Raw genomic sequence first — 16,053 nt, 5'->3', positions numbered from 1 at the left:
CTTGCTTCTTCAGGTTTGCCTTTTTCTTCCATGCCCATACCTTGAAGACAGAGTTTAACAACATTGTTGTTTGGGTTGAATTCCATAATATCGAATTAATCTTAACGAACGGTAAGAATTGAGAAAATCTTGGACTGAAACCTTGGGTAAAGAACCTACGGATAAGGATTTTGCCCTGATCTCTCAAATTTTCTGGAATAACGAGACCTCAGCATTAGAGCGATACCTCTGGCTGGTTATGCTTTTTAAGCGCAAAAACGCGATAATCGCACTTTTGCGCCTTACCTTGAAGTTTTGACTTTGTTTAAGTCCCGATATTTAGTTACGGGCACCTACAGGTTCTAGTAGTAAAACATCTTTCAGCAGTACCAGTTCTATACCGACCTTTACTGTCGTAACATTGTGATTTACCCCGACATTCTAATTTTTCTTCGCAAACTACCTGACGTGGAAAAACACCCATATTTTGTACAGAAACTTGAGCCGTTAGCGAACCCTCTTCAATTACTTTATCATCTTCCTTAATTTGATAGAGTAACTTATTTTCACCTTCTAAAACTGCCAAATTTTTACCTTTATGTTTGTGGCTCAAGATCAACCCAAAATCTTCTGAAGACTCCCCTCGATCGTAACTTCTGTCAGTGTAAGGATAGGGGTTCGTTTCCATTCCCATAGTTACATTTGTAACGATCGCTCTTCTGTTAGGCCCCGGCGTAATTTTGCTGGAAACAAACCGAGCTTTTTGTCCCTCAGAATATGTGACAGTACCCGCACATTCTCCCACATATTCAACTCGTTTAAATTCGATCGAATTGATATTCAACTTATTGTCATTGAGTACCATCAACCTTGCATCTTCAGTCTGGGCACTAACTTTCAAAGCAGCTAATAGCACAAAAACCACAGCCAACAAAACCGTCGCAATTTTCCTTGATCTCAGACTATTAAAAAATCTTGTGCGTTTCATAAGACTTCCATCGGTTTGTTGTCAGAACTTGAGTCTTTAAAACTAAGTTAAGTGAATCGACACATGACAACCAAGAACGCCAGAAAGGTTTAGGCTCAGTTTCTCCCTCGAAAGCGCACTGGCATTCGATCTGACGGATAAATTAACAGGTTTTGCTGTAATTGTTCCAGAGAAGAACGACCGTTGACTAACTCCCAATCGAAATGGCGCACCAATAATGCTAACATCATCGTTCCTTCCAGCATTGATAGATGCTCTCCTAAACAACGATGCGAGCCTGAGCCAAAGTCTATCATTGGCAGTGAACTTGTTTCCTTATTCTTGTCTAGCCAACGTTCCGGCAGAAATTCCTCTGGGTTAGCATAAACTTCTGGATCTCTTCCGGCTGCAAGCATTGACCAGGATACTCTTGTCCCACGCGGAATCACTGTACCTTCAATTAGAGTATCCCGTTGAGCCTCCAATGAAGTTGAGCCGGAGGCAACTGAATAAAGGCGCAGTGTTTCTTTGATAATAGCACGAATATAAGCCAATTCTTTGAGGTTTTTTAGGTTAATCCCACTTTGTTTTTCCCAAGCTTGGTCAACGATATCTCGTGCTTGTTGAAATACTCTTTGATTTAAGCTCAATTCGCCAAGTGCAAAGGATAAAGTATGGGCTGTGGTGTCAGTTCCAGCTATTAATAGTTCAATCGATTCTGATATTAAGGTTTCGCGATCGTATTTTGGTTCTTTAGCGGCGACTTTGACTAACATTGATTCCCTAAACAAACTACTGACTTGTGGGAAATCAGTTTGATTTTGTTCTCTCATCTGTAAAGCTAAGTCTACGCGGGGAGTAAGAAATTCCGTTAAATACCGCCTTGCTGCCCAATAATCCCGTGAATTCTGAGTTGGCAAATATTTCATCCATCTTTTCTCCCCCGTAGCTTGTCGCAGGAAACGATAGCCTACAATAGACATCGCTTCGTATACCTTGCTAACTTCCAGGGGGTGTCCTTCCTGACTGGTACTATTTCTATCTACAGGAATACCTAGTACAAAAGAGGAAATCACCCTCATTGTTAGTTCCACAAACAGAGGATCTACCTCGATCTAATTAAGCTACCATCTTTCATCCCATTGATAATAGTATCTTCAATTACTTTTGGTTTACTTAAAATGACAATTGGAGTCCTGCCATTCCAGATGACGTACATCGGGCCTAGCTGCTGGCTCCAATCAAAAAATTGCTGAAATAATTTCTTCTGTTTTACTGCTGCTAATATTTGTGGCAGATTTCCTAACACCCAATATTGGGGAGGCGAAGGGAGTGATTGTAGCGATTTATACGTTTCCTTTCCTTTCCACCATCGCCAGCTCAGTACAGACGCTATGCTAGTAACGCCTAATACTATTCCTAAATATGACAACAAGGAAGAAGAACCATTTATTTGAGAAGTAATGCTTTGAAACATAAATCCGCCCAAGTCTATCCAAAGTTTTTTATTCCCATATACTACCTTGAAATGGAGATTAACGCTCTTTTGTCACTAAGGGCGGAGGAAAAGTGGAAATCAGCACCATCTTCAATTACAGGAAGGACTCCAGAAAACCGATTCCTAAAAGTAATTAATCGATTGAAGCCCCCATGCCATTTTTAACTTTGCCCAAATTCCCGATGTATTTTCGGCTCACATAGATAGTGAAGAAGAGCGAACACTTTGGGAATTAAGAAGAGGAAAAAATATTCCTCAAAGGATGAAAGCTCGGGCTGAAGCTGTGCGATTATCAGCTCAAGGGTGGCGAGTTGAAAAAATCAGCCACTATTTGAAGTGTTCGCCAAGCACAGTGTGTTCAACATTACATCGATGGCAAGAAAAAGGATTAGCTGGTTTGTGGGCGCAAGTATGTTACACCTGGGCAAAAAAAGTGAATTAGCAATCGCTGTCATAGAAGGAGTTGAAGCCCGATATAAACAAGATTGCTATGAAGTAAAAAGGTATCACTTCCATAGAGAATAGTTCTGTCTTTTGTCGATAATAAAGTGCTTTTTTCGGATACCTTAATCTTTCTTTACACAGCCTCTAATTAGGGCTTGCTGAATAAGTTAGGAAAAATCGCGTAGGCGAAGCCCGCCGCAGGCATCGCTCTTGATGGGCAATTCAAGCGGGAGCGAAACATAACTTTTTGTTGACTATAGCTTGCCCAGTTATAGCTTTTAATAATCATTGAACCGTAAATAGGTGTGATTTTCGGTTGGTGATATAAAAACACACAAAAAACCTGTCTTAACCAGGTAGAAAGGTTCATTACTGTAGATTGATTGACTGTTTACTTTTCTCACTCATTCAGCAAGTCCTAATTAATTCAACTCTATACAAGGTCATCACGATCGACCAGTGTGGTAGGGATGGGTTCACCGATGGATTTTATTACCCATAGATAATCTCGATAAACCCCAAATTCCCTTAGTACGGAGGATTTTTCTTAGACACATTCAGCATCGGCAACTGAGGTCTAGAAGAATGAGGAGGGAGATAATATTCTGGGGCTGGGGCCGGTTGCTCGATAGAGGAACTGTGGAGTTGCCACCAACGGAGAGCGATCGCCACGCTAGCAGTACCGAGTCCAAAAGCTAATAACGACCCACTCGCGGCCATACCGCCGATCGCGGCATCAACAGCCCCTACTGTAATCACAAAGCTGGTGACAGGCTCCCTGCGGTAAGCTGATTTTAAAATGCGCTGCCATGAAACATTCATCGCGGTTTACTCAGTTCTGTTTATCTACGATCTCTAAAACTTAGAGTTGGCGGAAAGTTCGGGATTTTCTAGCTCAAAGGCTACCCGAATTTAACTTTATATCCTCACCTTGGGGAATTGTAGGAGAGCGCGACCAAATTGCCAAGCTCTTGAGCTACAAAATTTTACCTCCGACATCTGGCGACGGCGATAATTTTCACTGGCGAGAATTTCACTCTTAGATACAGAACTCTTTGAAGTTGTTCTCGCTAATGTCTATTCTAACTAAATCCTAGAGGCGATCGCGGTGAAGAACGCTTGCTGCCCTTGACTAGAGCAGAATGGTAGGAATAACTCACCAGTTAAAAAAAGGTGGAAAAGTATGAGGAATAAGTCTTTTAACTTTCTACCCTTCTAGATAACTAAATCCCTTCTACCTTCTAGCTTTTGCCTTCTGCTTCGGTTCTCTAGCGTCCCTGAAACCCTGGCAAGTTTCCCAGACTAACCCCAAGGGTTAGGTAGGGGCACACCTTAGCCATTGCTAAAATTTAGTTAAGACCTAGCCAAGAGAGTAATCCCTGTCCAGTGAAATACTCGATAATCAGAGTTAGGGTAAAACCAACCATCGCGGCTCGACCATTGAGGCGTTCCGCGTAGTCGTTGAAGCCAAACTTTGGCTGTTCCAGCTTGGGAGTAGTGGTGGGTTGTAGTTGCGACATTGCTTGCGGTACCTCGCGACGTAATGCTAGTTAAGTTTAAACTAGCTTGTTTAGTTACAATTCTTCAACATTTATGTCTATTGTGTAAAGAGGGTTAACCTGCCGTCAAGCCTCCCTGGTTAGAAAAATGTTCTAAATTCAGCCTAATAGCTCCCATCAACTCGAAATATGTCAAATCAGTTAGAGTCCTTTTCGTCACTTCCGCCTGCTGTGCAGCGAGTTGCTTCTGCCCTTCGTAATGTAGGGTGGGTTTGCTTTTGGGCGCAATCAGTGCTATCAGTAGTTGCGGCGCTGATTTTGCTATTTGCTATCCCCTTTGCTTTGCCAAGTGCGGCTTCTGGTGCGCGTTCAACAAATCCTGGTACTGGTGGGGGTTTATTTTTTGCGATTTGCGGGCTAGGGGTACTAGCTTATAGTGTTTATCGAGCTTTCCGCTACACTCGCTTGTCCAGAGAATTGCGATCGCCCAGTACTACTACCCGCCCCAAGAAGGCTGACACGATTCAAGCAGTACGATTGGCCCTCATGAGCAATACGGTGGGGATGTTTCTGACTATACTAGGAGCAGAAGCGATCAGCGGCACGCTGTTAGCTAAATCTCTGGCTCAGCCACAAGCTTTATACAACCCCAATATCAATTTTAACCAGTTCATCCAGCCCCTCGATATTTTTGTGGTACTGGCTAACACCCACGCTATTTTTGCCCACTTTATCGGTATTGTTGCCGCCCTTTGGTTACTAGAGCGTATTTATAAGCAGTAGGAAGAGGGGTCAGACACTACGGAAGCAAGAACTCTGAGGACACAAATGGGGGCTGATTGGGGTCGATTTAGGAGGGTAATTTCTGGCGATCGCATCCAGGGTCAAGTTGTTGAGGGGGCCACCCTAATTATTGTAATTTGTGAAGCAGCGAGTTTCAGGGTTCTTGTCTTTTTAGTTGGGTGAGGGATTGTAATATTTCTTTCCCCACTCCTCTTGGATAGGTTTTGGCTTCTCCTTTCGATCCAGCCCACCTTTGCTGAGTGCTTTCCCAGCATCACTTGTACCTATCAACGCCTACCTACTTACTTACTTAGGGAATTGTACTAGCATAAGTAAGAGTAGCAAAGAATGTGGAAATTACGGATTTCAACTAGATGGAAATTAAGTTACTATACTTTATATTACAACTGTTGTTAACCATAAAACTGTAAGACTCTATTCTCCAGAAATTCTCAAGAATATAAGCTTGAGTTTGAATACGGTATATTCTAACACATTATCCCTTACAACCCTTGTTAAGATAGGTAAAAATTATATGAGTATCAAGATCAAATACAAACTAATAGAAAAAATTAACGAGGGTTTGAATACAGTAGTCTATCGTGCCCAGAGAAAAGAAGATGGACAGGCTGTCATCATCAAGCTTTTGAGAGCAGAATATCCTACTCTCGAAGAAATCATGCAATTGAGACATGAATATGAAATTGCTAGAAATCTTAATTTAGAAGGGATTGTCAAGCCCCACGGATTAGAAAACCATCGTAATGGTCTGGCATTAATATTAGAAGATTCAAAAGGAGAAGCCCTCAAAAAGTTTTTGAGCCAGCGCCAACTGGAACTTAAAGAGTTTTTATCAATTGCTATTCAGTTAGCAGACACTCTTGGTAAATTGCATGACAATAAAATTATTCATAAAGATATCAAGCCCACCAATATCATCATCACTCCTAATACCCTCGAAGTAAAAATTACCGACTTTAGCATTGCCACGCGATTATCTAGAGAGACGCAAACACTCAGTCATCCCACTTTACTAGAAGGAACCCTAGCCTATATATCGCCAGAACAAACAGGGCGAATGAATCGCTCAATTGACTACCGCACTGATTTCTATTCTTTAGGGGTTACATTTTATGAAATGATGTGTGGTGAACTGCCATTTAAGACTACAGATCCAATGGAATTAGTTCACTGTCATATTGCTAAACAGCCTGTCCCACTTTGGGAGATTATGGAGTTAAAAGAGCAAAATAGCGGATTAGAAGTCACGCAGGAACATCTCAACTCTAAAATCAAAAATCGCGCGATTATCAAAGCAATTTCTGACATTGTGATGAAATTACTAGCCAAGACTGCTGAAGATAGATATCAAAGTGGTTATGGTCTTAAGGCAGATCTAGAACAATGTCTAAATCAATTGCAACAAACGGGAACAATTGGTAACTTCATTCCGGGCGAGCGTGATAAGTCAGGTAAATTTTCAATTCCCCAAAAACTCTATGGCAGAGAAACACAAGTAGCCAATCTAATGGATGCTTTTGACAGAGTTAGCAGGGGAAAAGCGGAGATTATGCTAGTTTCCGGCTACTCAGGCATAGGTAAATCTTGCTTAGTTTATGAAGTCCACAAACCCATTGTCGGAGCAAGAGGTTATTTTATATCAGGGAAGTTTGACCAGTTTAAACGGAATATTCCCTATGGAGCCTTAATTCAAGCTTTTGAAGAACTAATTCGGCAATTGTTAACAGAAAACTCTGAAAGAATTGACTTTTGGAAACAGCAGATTTTAAATGAGTTAGGTCAAAATACTAGAGTTATAATTGACGTTATTCCCGAATTGGAATTGATCGTTGGCGAGCAACCTGAAGTTTCTCGATTAGGGGCAAGCGAATCACAAAACCGTTTTAATCTGGCCTTTAAACAGTTCATTCATATTTTCACTCAAAAAGCACATCCGCTAGTTCTATTTTTAGATGATTTACAGTGGGCAGATTCTGCTTCCTTAAAATTGATTCATGTGCTGCTAACTGACAAAGATAGCCAATATTTATTAGTAATTGGAGCCTATCGAGATAACGAAGTCAGCCCAACTCACCCGTTAATGCAGACCTTAGATAGTATTTATTCATCGGGATCGATCGTAAATAATATTATTCTGCAACCGTTGACACTTAGTACAGTCAATCAATTAGTTGCTGACACCTTGGGTGACAACGGCTCATCAGCAGTCTCCCCTCTTGCTTATGTTTCGGAGCAAAAGGGAGAAACTGAGGAAGAAAGTTTGCTTGCTAAAAACAATAACGATGAAATAGAAAAGTGCAAGTTATTAGCTGAGCTAGTTTTCAATAAAACTCAAGGTAATCCCTTTTTTCTCACTCAACTGCTCACATCCCTTTACGCCGAAAAACTGTTGAAATTCGACTTCAGCCTTGGCAAATGGCAGTGGGATATGAGCCAGATTCAAAGTATTGCGATCGCAGATTATAATGTCGTCGAACTCATAGCCAGAAATATTCTAAAACTGCCTTCCGACACCCAGAAAGTTTTAAAGTTAGCGGCTTGTATTGGCAACAGGTTTAATTTAGATGTTTTGGCAATAGTAAGTGAAAAATCTATATCAGAAACGGCATCTGCTTTATGGGATGGGCTTCAGACTGGTCTAATTTTGCCCTTTGGAGAAAGTGCTTACAAAATACCGTTACTGTGCAAGGGGAATGAGTCTTTGACAATAGCCAATAGTCAAGGATCGCAATTAGAAATTAATACTTACAAAGTATCTTACAGATTTTTGCATGACCGGGTGCAACAAGCGGCTTATTCTCTAATTCCTACTAAGCAGCAAAAAGCTACCCACCTAAAAATCGGTCAACTACTGTTACAGAATACAAATCAAGAAGCTTTAGAAGAAAATGTCTTTGATATTGTTAGCCAGCTAAATGTGGGAGTAGAATTCATTACCGAGCAAGCAGAAAAATACCAGCTTGCTCAATTAAATTTAATGGCTGGTCGAAAAGCCAAAGCAGCTTCAGCTTATGAAGCTGCTGTCATGCAATTAAGAGTAGGATTAAACCTCTTAGCAGAAAACAGTTGGCAGAGTAACTACGATCTGACACTTGCACTTTATGTAGAAGCCGTAGAAGCGGAATATCTCAATACCAATTACGAAAGGTCAGCAGCTCTTGCAGAAGTTGTTCTACAACAAGCTAACACCCTGCTCGAAAGAGTGAAAGTATATGAGTTACAAATCCAGTTTTATATGGCTCAAAACCAAATGTTAAAAGCCATCGATACTGGGCTGGAAGTGCTGGGTATGCTGGGTGTTTCCTTATCAAATGACGAAGGCGATGGGGGTTTTCTGGTTGAGTTGCCCAAGCTCACGGACTTAGACAATATCCCAGAGATGACCGATCCTTACAAAATAGCAGTATTAAGGATACTAATGTCCCTTGTTTCTCCTGCTTACACTACCAAGCCTGAGATTGTGCCCCTGATTGTATTGGCTCAGATCAATCTCTGTGTTGAACACGGTTATTCAGCATTAAGCGCTTTTACTTATGCTTTTTATGGTGTGATTGTGTACGCGAACAGTGGCGACATAGATACAGCATATCATGCAAGTCAGCTAGGTTTAAAGCTATTAGATAAGTTTGATACCAACTTTATTAAATGTAAAGTTTACAGTTTATTTAACGGTTTGATTAGACCCTGGAAAGCGCATCTCAATTACGCATTACAACCGCTTCAAGAGAGTATGCAAAGTGGACTGGAAACTGGAGATATAGAATATGCTGGCTATAGTGCTACTGCTTATTGCGCTAGCCTGTTTTTAACTGGGGAGCGATTAGACATTGTAGAGCAGCAACAAACGCAGTATGTTGATTTAGCGCTGAAAATAAAACAAGACTATTCTATTTATTACATTAAGATGTTGCACCAACTGACGTTAAATCTTCAAAAGGAAGCCAATGATAAATGTCAGTTGGTGGGTGATAGTTTTGATGAAACACAAATGCTGCCTGTTTTTATTGAAGCTAACAATCTGATTTTGCTGTTTATTGCCTATCTCGCAAAGACGATTTTATTTTATCTGTTTAAAGAACCCAAGAATGCTATTGCCAGCGGCAGTTTAGCAGCAGAACACGCTGTCAGTGTGATGAACATGATAGTATCTGCCGCTCACAACTTCTATTATTCGCTGGCTCTCCTTGCTCAATATTCCAAAGCTTCAAGCTCAGAGCAAGAACAATACCTGGATATTGTAGAGAAAAATCAGCAAAAAATGCGACAATGGGCAGATTCTGCTCCCTTTAACTTCCAGCATAAGTACGAACTGGTGGAGGCTGAGAAAGCACGGACTCAAGGGCAAATTCTAGAAGCAATGGAATATTATGACCGAGCTATAACGGGAGCTAAAGAACAAGGATATTTTCAGGAAGAAGCAATAGCTTCGGAACTAGCGGCCGAGTTTTATTTCTCCCTCGGTAGAGACAAGTTTGCTCAAATTTATTTAACACAGGCTTACTACGGATATATTCGTTGGGGAGCTAAAGCTAAAGTTAAAGATTTAGAGTCTAGATATCCCTTGGTATTTTCCGAGATGCTGATGCGAGAATCCACAGGTATAGAGATTAATAAGACAACAACTTCGACCACAGGAGGAAGTTCTGCGGTTTTGGATTTGTCTACTGTGAACAAAGCATCTCTGGCTTTGGCTGAAGAAATAGTTCTCGATAAATTGCTGGATAAGCTACTGAAAATTGTGATGGAAAATGCCGGAGCTACTAATAGCTCTCTGATTTTAGAAAAAGATGGAAAGCTTTTGATAGAAGCTACAGGTGTTGTGGATAAAAATACTGTTGTATGGTGTTGTGAATCACCAGTTGAAAACAGTGAAAATATACCTATTTCTATAATTAACTACGTGGGAATAGCTAAAGAAAATGTTGTGTTAAATGATGCAACAGTATCAGGAAGATTTATAAACGATTCTTACATTATAAAAACACAGCCCAAGTCAATATTGTCTATGCCTATTATTAATCAAGGCAAGCTAATTGGCATCCTTTACTTAGAAAATAATATCACAAGTGGTGCTTTTACACCTCAGCGGCTGGAAGTCTTAAAAATACTTTCTTCTCAGATAGCTATCTCCCTTAAAAATGCGATGCTTTATGGGAAATTGGAAACTGCAACTCAAAGGCTGAAAACAGCTAACGAGCAATTAGACGATTACAACCAAACCCTAGAACAGAAAGTGGAAGCAAGGACGGTAGAGTTACAAGAAAAAAATATACTTTTGAGAGAACAAGCAATTCAGATTGAACTTGCTCTACAGGAATTGCAAGCGGCACAGACTCAACTAATTCAAACGGAAAAAATGTCAAGTCTGGGGCAAATGGTTGCTGGTATAGCTCACGAAATCAATAATCCGATTAACTTTATATATGGCAATCTTACCCATGCTAGTGACTATTTCCATGACTTATTGGGAGTACTGAATCTTTACCAGCAGCAATTGCCTAATGCAACTCCTGAGATTAATAACCTTGCAGAAAATGTCGATCTGGAATTCTTAATTTCTGATTTTCCTCGACTGCTTGATTCGATGCAGGTAGGGGCGGAACGCATTCGCCAGATTGTCTTGTCGTTGCGGAATTTCTCGCGCTTAGATGAGGCGGTAATGAAAGAAGTAGATATCCATGAAGGACTCGATAGCACTCTGCTTTTGTTGCAAAATCAGCTAAAAGCTAGGCCAGAAAATAGAGGTATTGAAATTGTTAAAGAGTATGCAAATCTACCGAGTGTAGAGTGTTACCCCGGCTTCCTGAACCAAGTATTTATGAATATACTCAGTAATGCTATTGATGCGATAGAAGAGTCATTTGTGGTTTCTCCTACAGTAGCAGGAGAGAAAAAAGAACTTGTGACCAATAAAAAAGGAAAAATTTGCATTCGCACCAGTGTCGTCAATGGTAACAAAGTGCATATTTGTATTGCTGACAATGGAGCGGGGATGACAGAGGAAGTATGCCAAAGGGTTTTCGATCCTTTCTTTACTACAAAACCTGTTGGCTCTGGTACTGGTTTGGGTTTAGCTATTAGCTATCAAATTGTAGTGGAAAAACATCATGGTAGGCTAACTTGTATTTCAGCACTTGGAAAGGGAGCGGAATTTGTGATTGAGATTCCGATCAAGCAGGAAACTCAACACAGGTGATACCAAATCTGATTATGGTAAACTGCTTATGATCGAGGCTTCGGGCAGTTTGGTAGTGAAAGACTAAAAGTGTTATTGCTTTCATCGTGTAGGTAGTGAGCGATCGCCTATTTAACTTGTATAATTTAGAAGCTAAAACCCTGAGTATAGTCTAGAGTGGTTTGGACAATTAGATGTGCAAGAGTTTATTAGCTATTACCTTCTCCTTACTAAGCTGATCGCTAATTTTTCCCTCAACTGCCGAAATAGCCACCATGCGGGGAGAAGCTAAATAGTTATTCGCACTTGGATCGCCGCTTCGCCCTTTAAAATTACGATTGGTAGCATAAACGCCCGTCTCCTCCTTATTTAACACCCCAAGTCCAGCATTAATACAAGCACCACAACCTGATTTAAGAACAGTTGCTCCCGCCGCTTCAAATATTTGCATATACCCTAAATTCTCAGCCTTTTGACGCACCTCCAAAGAAGCTGGCACAATAAAAAGACTCACACCAGGAGCTACATGACGACCTTTAAGAACCTCAGCAGCTTGCGCCAAATCGGAAAGTTTCCCCCCCGTGCAAGAACCAATAAAAGCCTTAGTAATAGGCACTTCTCCTAACTCACTAATTGCAACTACTTGGTCGGGTTTAGGAGGACAAGCCACCTGTGGTTCTAAATCATTTAAATCAAAATGATAGATTTCTTCATAATCAGCATCCGGGTCACTAACAACTTCCTCAAATAAATCTTGACCGCAGCTTTGTAAATATTGGCGAGTTGTAGCATCAGGAGCAATTAACCCACACATTGCACCACACTCGATTGCCATATTAGATAAAGTCATGCGTTCTTCCATTGGCATTCGATCAATAATACTGCCTCGAAATTCCATCACCTTAGCCGCAGCACCGTCACAGCCGATTTTGCCCAGGATAAACAGCATAATATCCTTAGCAGTAATATATTCGGGCAAAGTTCCTTCAAGTTGAAAAAGTAGAGTGGGAGGAACTCGCACCCACATATCCCCCATTGCAAATATATTCGCCATATCCGTCGTTCCCACACCAGTGGAAAAACAACCAAATGCCCCATAGGTGCAAGTGTGAGAATCCGTCCCGGCGACAATCGTACCTGGACGAATAAAACCCTTTTCAGGCAGTAAAACGTGGCAAATACCCGCCGCTTCTCCAGGGGAAACTACATCTAATAAATGACAACCTTGCGCTCGTGCAAACTGCACCATTTCCGAATATAGTAAAGTAGCTTTAGGGTCTACTCGCACATCGTTAACTTGGATAAAGTGATCGGCTACTAAAACAACGCGGTTGACATCCCAAAGTTTGGCATCTTCCCCAAAATGCACGTAAAAAACCTTAGCAACTGGTGCAGCTACAGCATCGTGAGACATCGCTAGATCGACCTTAACAAAAACTGTTTCTCCTGGCTGTACATAATCATTTCCCGAAGCGCGTGCCAAAAGTTTTTCTGCCATAGTCATTGCCCTAACAGAAGTTGCACTTTTAGGAATAGAAATTTCACCTCTTTTGCGCTTTTGGTTAAAGGGAATTAAACCTCCTGCATTCATGATAGCTTCAACTACTGGATGATTTTGCGGTTGGGAAGAAATTTCTAAAGCCAGACCAATATTGATACTATTTCGGTAAAATATCTCCGCAAAAGAATGAGCGCGGACTTTTCTAATACCAGCAGCTTTAATAGCAATAGGAGCGTGTTCCCGACTTGAACCACAGCCGAAATTGCGTCCGGCTTCAATTTCACTATAGCCCAGAAGATTTCCTTCACCAATTAGATGTTCAAAAGCATACTGTTTTAAATACTCTGGGTCAGCAGTAGTACACCATTTAGCTGGTATAATATCGTCTGTATTAATATTATCCCCAAGCTTCAACACTTTTGGTTCGGTTTTCATAAGTTTTCTTACTCATTATTTGCTAAAACTAGCTCAGAAATCTGTTGAATTATAAGCTCAGTTAAAGTTTTTGTGTTCACCAAGATTTCTTGACCTTGGGGGGCTAAGTCAGCCGTGCGGTAGCCCAAAGCTAAAACTCTTTCTATCGATTGAATTAGGCGAGTAGCAGCATTGGTTTCTCCCCATTGTTGGAGCATTAATACAACAGCCCCGATCGTTCCTAAAGGATTAGCAATACCCATCCCAGCAATATTTGGTGCTGTACCGTGTATAGCTTCATAAAGGCCGAATCCTCCCTCGTTAATACTAGCAGAGGGTAATAACCCTATGGAACCTACTAATGCCCCTCCGATATCGCTGAGAATATCCCCAAATAGATTCCCAGCCAGAATAACATCAAATCGCTTCGGCTCGACTACGAGTTGCATTGCTAAGTTATCTACTAACATAGGTTCGACTAGAACATCAGGGAAATGCTTAGCTTCCTCCTGCACTAAACGGCTCCAAGGTATTTGTGGGAGAGCATTTTCCTTGTGGGCGACGGTGAGTAACCCTCGGCGTTCTTTAGCTTTTTGGAGAGCAACTCTAGCAATGCGGCGAATTTGCCAATCGTAGTATTTCATTGTGTGATAGCCATAAGAGCCATTATCGTCTTGCTCTCGTCCCGATGGGCCAAAATATATTCCGCTTACCAATTCCCTAACAAACAATATATCGAGTCCTTGAATCTTTTGGGGCTGGAGGCTAGATTTATTCAATAAAGTTTCAAAGGGACGCACAGGGCGAAGATTGGTAAAGAAGTCGAAGTGTTGGCGAAGTTCGAGAATACCACCCTTTGTCACTGCTCCGAACAAAATTCCATCAGACCCTTCGCATATTTGTGCCGTTTGTGCGGGGAAAAAATTTCCAAATTTATTGAAGGCAGGTTGTCCGATTAAGGCATCGTTTATAACTAGAGAAAATCCTTCTAGTTGTGCTAAATGCTGGAGAACCTTTAAAGAAGCATCTACTACTTCTGGTCCGATTCCTTCACCGGGGAGAGCTACCACGCGATATGGCTTAGTCATTAAAAAATCCTTGCTTGAATAGCTCAACTATCTCTTCAGGCGAAAAACATCGCTCCTCTTGGATGGAAAAAGATTTAATTTTATCTCGCATTCGGTTATATTCTTGAGGGGAGAGAGGCTGATTTAATTGCTTCTCAAAAAGGTACTGAAAATTGCTGGCTCCACTGCATTTTCCAAACCAAATTTCTGGTGAGGCGTAAGGAAAAATGTGGTAGCTATCTGGGTCGCGTAAAAAGCCATTTACATGAATGCCGCTTTCGTGACGAAGGGCAGCTTTAGAGTAAGGGGGAGCGGGACGAACTCCTAGAGAATCGAGATAGTTTGTTACTTGAGTGAGGGCTTCATAATCAATACCATCTACTTCTATTCCAAAGCGCCATCTCAGTCCATTTAAAACTTGCTCTAGTGGGATATTTCCTGCCCGTTCGCCGATACCTAAAAATGTCCCAGAAATCATTGAAGATCCGGCGATGACAGCTTGAATGGTATTTTCGAGAGCCATGCCTAAGTCATTATGAAAATGCACTCCCAATGCTGTATTATTGGTCAATTCTATGAGGTCGTGCACCCATACATAAGTCTTTTCTGGAGTGAGGATTCCCATTGTGTCGCAAAGGACAAAGTGTTCGATGTAGGGTTGGAATGAGCGAATGCAATCCACTAAAAAGTTAAACTCGGCCCGGCTGGCATCTTCGGCAGCAAACTCTACTTTTAAACCAACTTCTGCACTCGTCGCGTAACGCAGATTTTCCAAAACTTTATTAATCATATTCTGGCGAACGCGGTGGACAAGTGCATTAGGGAGATTGTCATCCTCTATTTTCTCTGGGGACGCTACTAAATTGCGAACTTCTGCATCTCTTAAAAGCAAAAGACGGTCTGAAACGGCATAGAAGAGAATTATTCGTTCTACTCCGCAGGCTAAAGCCTGGTCGATAAATTGTTTGCCAACCATTGTGGCAGCCATCATAATGCTCCCATTACCTTCTGCCACCAAGGTTTTTAGTAAATGTTCTTCAGTTTCGTGAACTGCTGGCATTATGTCTATTTGATGAACTCCGGTTTGGCTGATGAGCTTAGCTAAAGTTTTTTTAGTTTCGTAAGGGAGGAAAAGACCAGCTTGCTGTTCGCCATCCCGGAGGGTTTCATCAGAAATAATTAAGGGAAGTTTAGACATATTGTTCCTCCGCAAAAATGGATAGTAATTTTTACGAGTATCAATTGGGAGTTTACATTTCTTTTTTATTGCTCTTCTATATTTTACCCATTTTTTTATGACTGTAACTTATATCTTAAAAAGATTTGGTAAATCTTGGTTGCTTCAAGATGAAGAACATAGTGACGTAGATCACTGCAATATTTTTTAAACAGATATAAAAACAATAATTCGGACAGTTTCTTAGAGAAACGGCTGAAACCGTCATTTTAATGTTGACGATGCCTTCGGCTGGCTACGCCTACGCGGTGAGTTTGGAGTCCCAAACCCTGATTCTACCGTTGCCATTCAAAAGTGTTTAGAATATTGTAAGAAACTTTAGATGAAACAACAAAAATCTAGCGAGGTCAGCCATTGAATGTATAGGCTTATACTAGATTATTAAACGCTATATAAGAAAATTTTACTGGAAGAATTTCAGTGTGTTGGGTCTGGCGTAATATTGCAAAACAATACTTACGCGAAGGG

The 16,053-nt window shown here is 41.1% G+C and carries 11 protein-coding genes; 3 read left to right on the top strand and 8 right to left on the bottom strand.

What is annotated here, in order from left to right; all coding sequences use genetic code 11:
• Nucleotides 1-322 precede the first annotated feature (322 nt).
• The 3 genes from OSCIL6407_RS0103420 to OSCIL6407_RS36865 all read right to left on the bottom strand — a co-directional run bounded on the left by OSCIL6407_RS0103420 (nucleotide 323) and on the right by OSCIL6407_RS36865 (nucleotide 2,423).
• Nucleotides 323-967, bottom strand: a complete 645-nt coding sequence (locus OSCIL6407_RS0103420) for a hypothetical protein (RefSeq protein WP_007357790.1) — start codon at nucleotides 965-967, stop codon at nucleotides 323-325.
• Between the two features lie 95 nt (nucleotides 968-1,062).
• Nucleotides 1,063-2,028, bottom strand: a complete 966-nt coding sequence (locus tag OSCIL6407_RS30225; protein WP_234709923.1) for a cytochrome P450 — start codon at nucleotides 2,026-2,028, stop codon at nucleotides 1,063-1,065.
• A gap of 23 nt (nucleotides 2,029-2,051) precedes the next feature.
• Nucleotides 2,052-2,423, bottom strand: a complete 372-nt coding sequence (locus OSCIL6407_RS36865) for a cytochrome P450 (protein ID WP_234709922.1) — start codon at nucleotides 2,421-2,423, stop codon at nucleotides 2,052-2,054.
• A gap of 283 nt (nucleotides 2,424-2,706) precedes the next feature.
• Between OSCIL6407_RS36865 and OSCIL6407_RS0103410 the strand changes: the two genes are divergently transcribed.
• Complete coding sequence (locus OSCIL6407_RS0103410; RefSeq protein ID WP_007357788.1) at nucleotides 2,707-2,886, top strand: helix-turn-helix domain-containing protein; 180 nt, start codon at nucleotides 2,707-2,709, stop codon at nucleotides 2,884-2,886.
• A 530-nt stretch (nucleotides 2,887-3,416) separates the two neighbouring features.
• Here the strand turns inward: OSCIL6407_RS0103410 and OSCIL6407_RS0103405 are convergent.
• Both OSCIL6407_RS0103405 and OSCIL6407_RS36120 read right to left on the bottom strand, forming a co-directional pair.
• The gene (locus OSCIL6407_RS0103405; RefSeq protein ID WP_007357786.1) at nucleotides 3,417-3,710 is read right to left on the bottom strand and encodes a hypothetical protein; all 294 of its coding nucleotides are present in this window, start codon (nucleotides 3,708-3,710) and stop codon (nucleotides 3,417-3,419) included.
• 527 nt (nucleotides 3,711-4,237) lie between these two features.
• Complete coding sequence (locus OSCIL6407_RS36120) at nucleotides 4,238-4,408, bottom strand: hypothetical protein (protein WP_007357785.1); 171 nt, start codon at nucleotides 4,406-4,408, stop codon at nucleotides 4,238-4,240.
• A gap of 168 nt (nucleotides 4,409-4,576) precedes the next feature.
• On the opposite strand from OSCIL6407_RS36120, the gene OSCIL6407_RS0103395 reads away from it, so the two are divergent.
• Both OSCIL6407_RS0103395 and OSCIL6407_RS0103385 read left to right on the top strand, forming a co-directional pair.
• Nucleotides 4,577-5,170 (top strand): DUF3611 family protein, encoded by a 594-nt coding sequence (locus OSCIL6407_RS0103395; protein WP_007357784.1) that lies wholly within the window; start codon nucleotides 4,577-4,579, stop codon nucleotides 5,168-5,170.
• Between the two features lie 535 nt (nucleotides 5,171-5,705).
• Complete coding sequence (locus OSCIL6407_RS0103385) at nucleotides 5,706-11,387, top strand: trifunctional serine/threonine-protein kinase/ATP-binding protein/sensor histidine kinase (protein ID WP_007357782.1); 5,682 nt, start codon at nucleotides 5,706-5,708, stop codon at nucleotides 11,385-11,387.
• Nucleotides 11,388-11,556: 169 nt separating this feature from the next.
• Here the strand turns inward: OSCIL6407_RS0103385 and OSCIL6407_RS0103380 are convergent, their stop codons facing one another.
• From OSCIL6407_RS0103380 to OSCIL6407_RS0103370, 3 genes are read right to left on the bottom strand one after another with little or no spacing between them, the layout of a single operon-like run.
• Nucleotides 11,557-13,302, bottom strand: a complete 1,746-nt coding sequence (locus OSCIL6407_RS0103380; RefSeq protein ID WP_007357781.1) for an aconitase/3-isopropylmalate dehydratase large subunit family protein — start codon at nucleotides 13,300-13,302, stop codon at nucleotides 11,557-11,559.
• A gap of 8 nt (nucleotides 13,303-13,310) precedes the next feature.
• Nucleotides 13,311-14,369, bottom strand: coding sequence for a 3-isopropylmalate dehydrogenase (gene leuB, locus OSCIL6407_RS0103375; protein WP_007357780.1), 1,059 nt, complete (start codon nucleotides 14,367-14,369; stop codon nucleotides 13,311-13,313).
• Nucleotides 14,362-15,546, bottom strand: a complete 1,185-nt coding sequence (locus OSCIL6407_RS0103370) for a 2-isopropylmalate synthase (protein ID WP_007357779.1) — start codon at nucleotides 15,544-15,546, stop codon at nucleotides 14,362-14,364. Before OSCIL6407_RS0103370 ends, leuB begins: the two co-directional genes overlap by 8 nt.
• Nucleotides 15,547-16,053 lie beyond the last annotated feature (507 nt).

It is taken from the genome of Kamptonema formosum PCC 6407, from assembly GCF_000332155.1.
Classification (GTDB): Bacteria; Cyanobacteriota; Cyanobacteriia; order Cyanobacteriales; family Microcoleaceae; genus Kamptonema; species Kamptonema formosum.
Note: the sequence above shows the minus strand (reverse complement) of the source record. Positions and strands in the feature narration are given on the sequence as shown.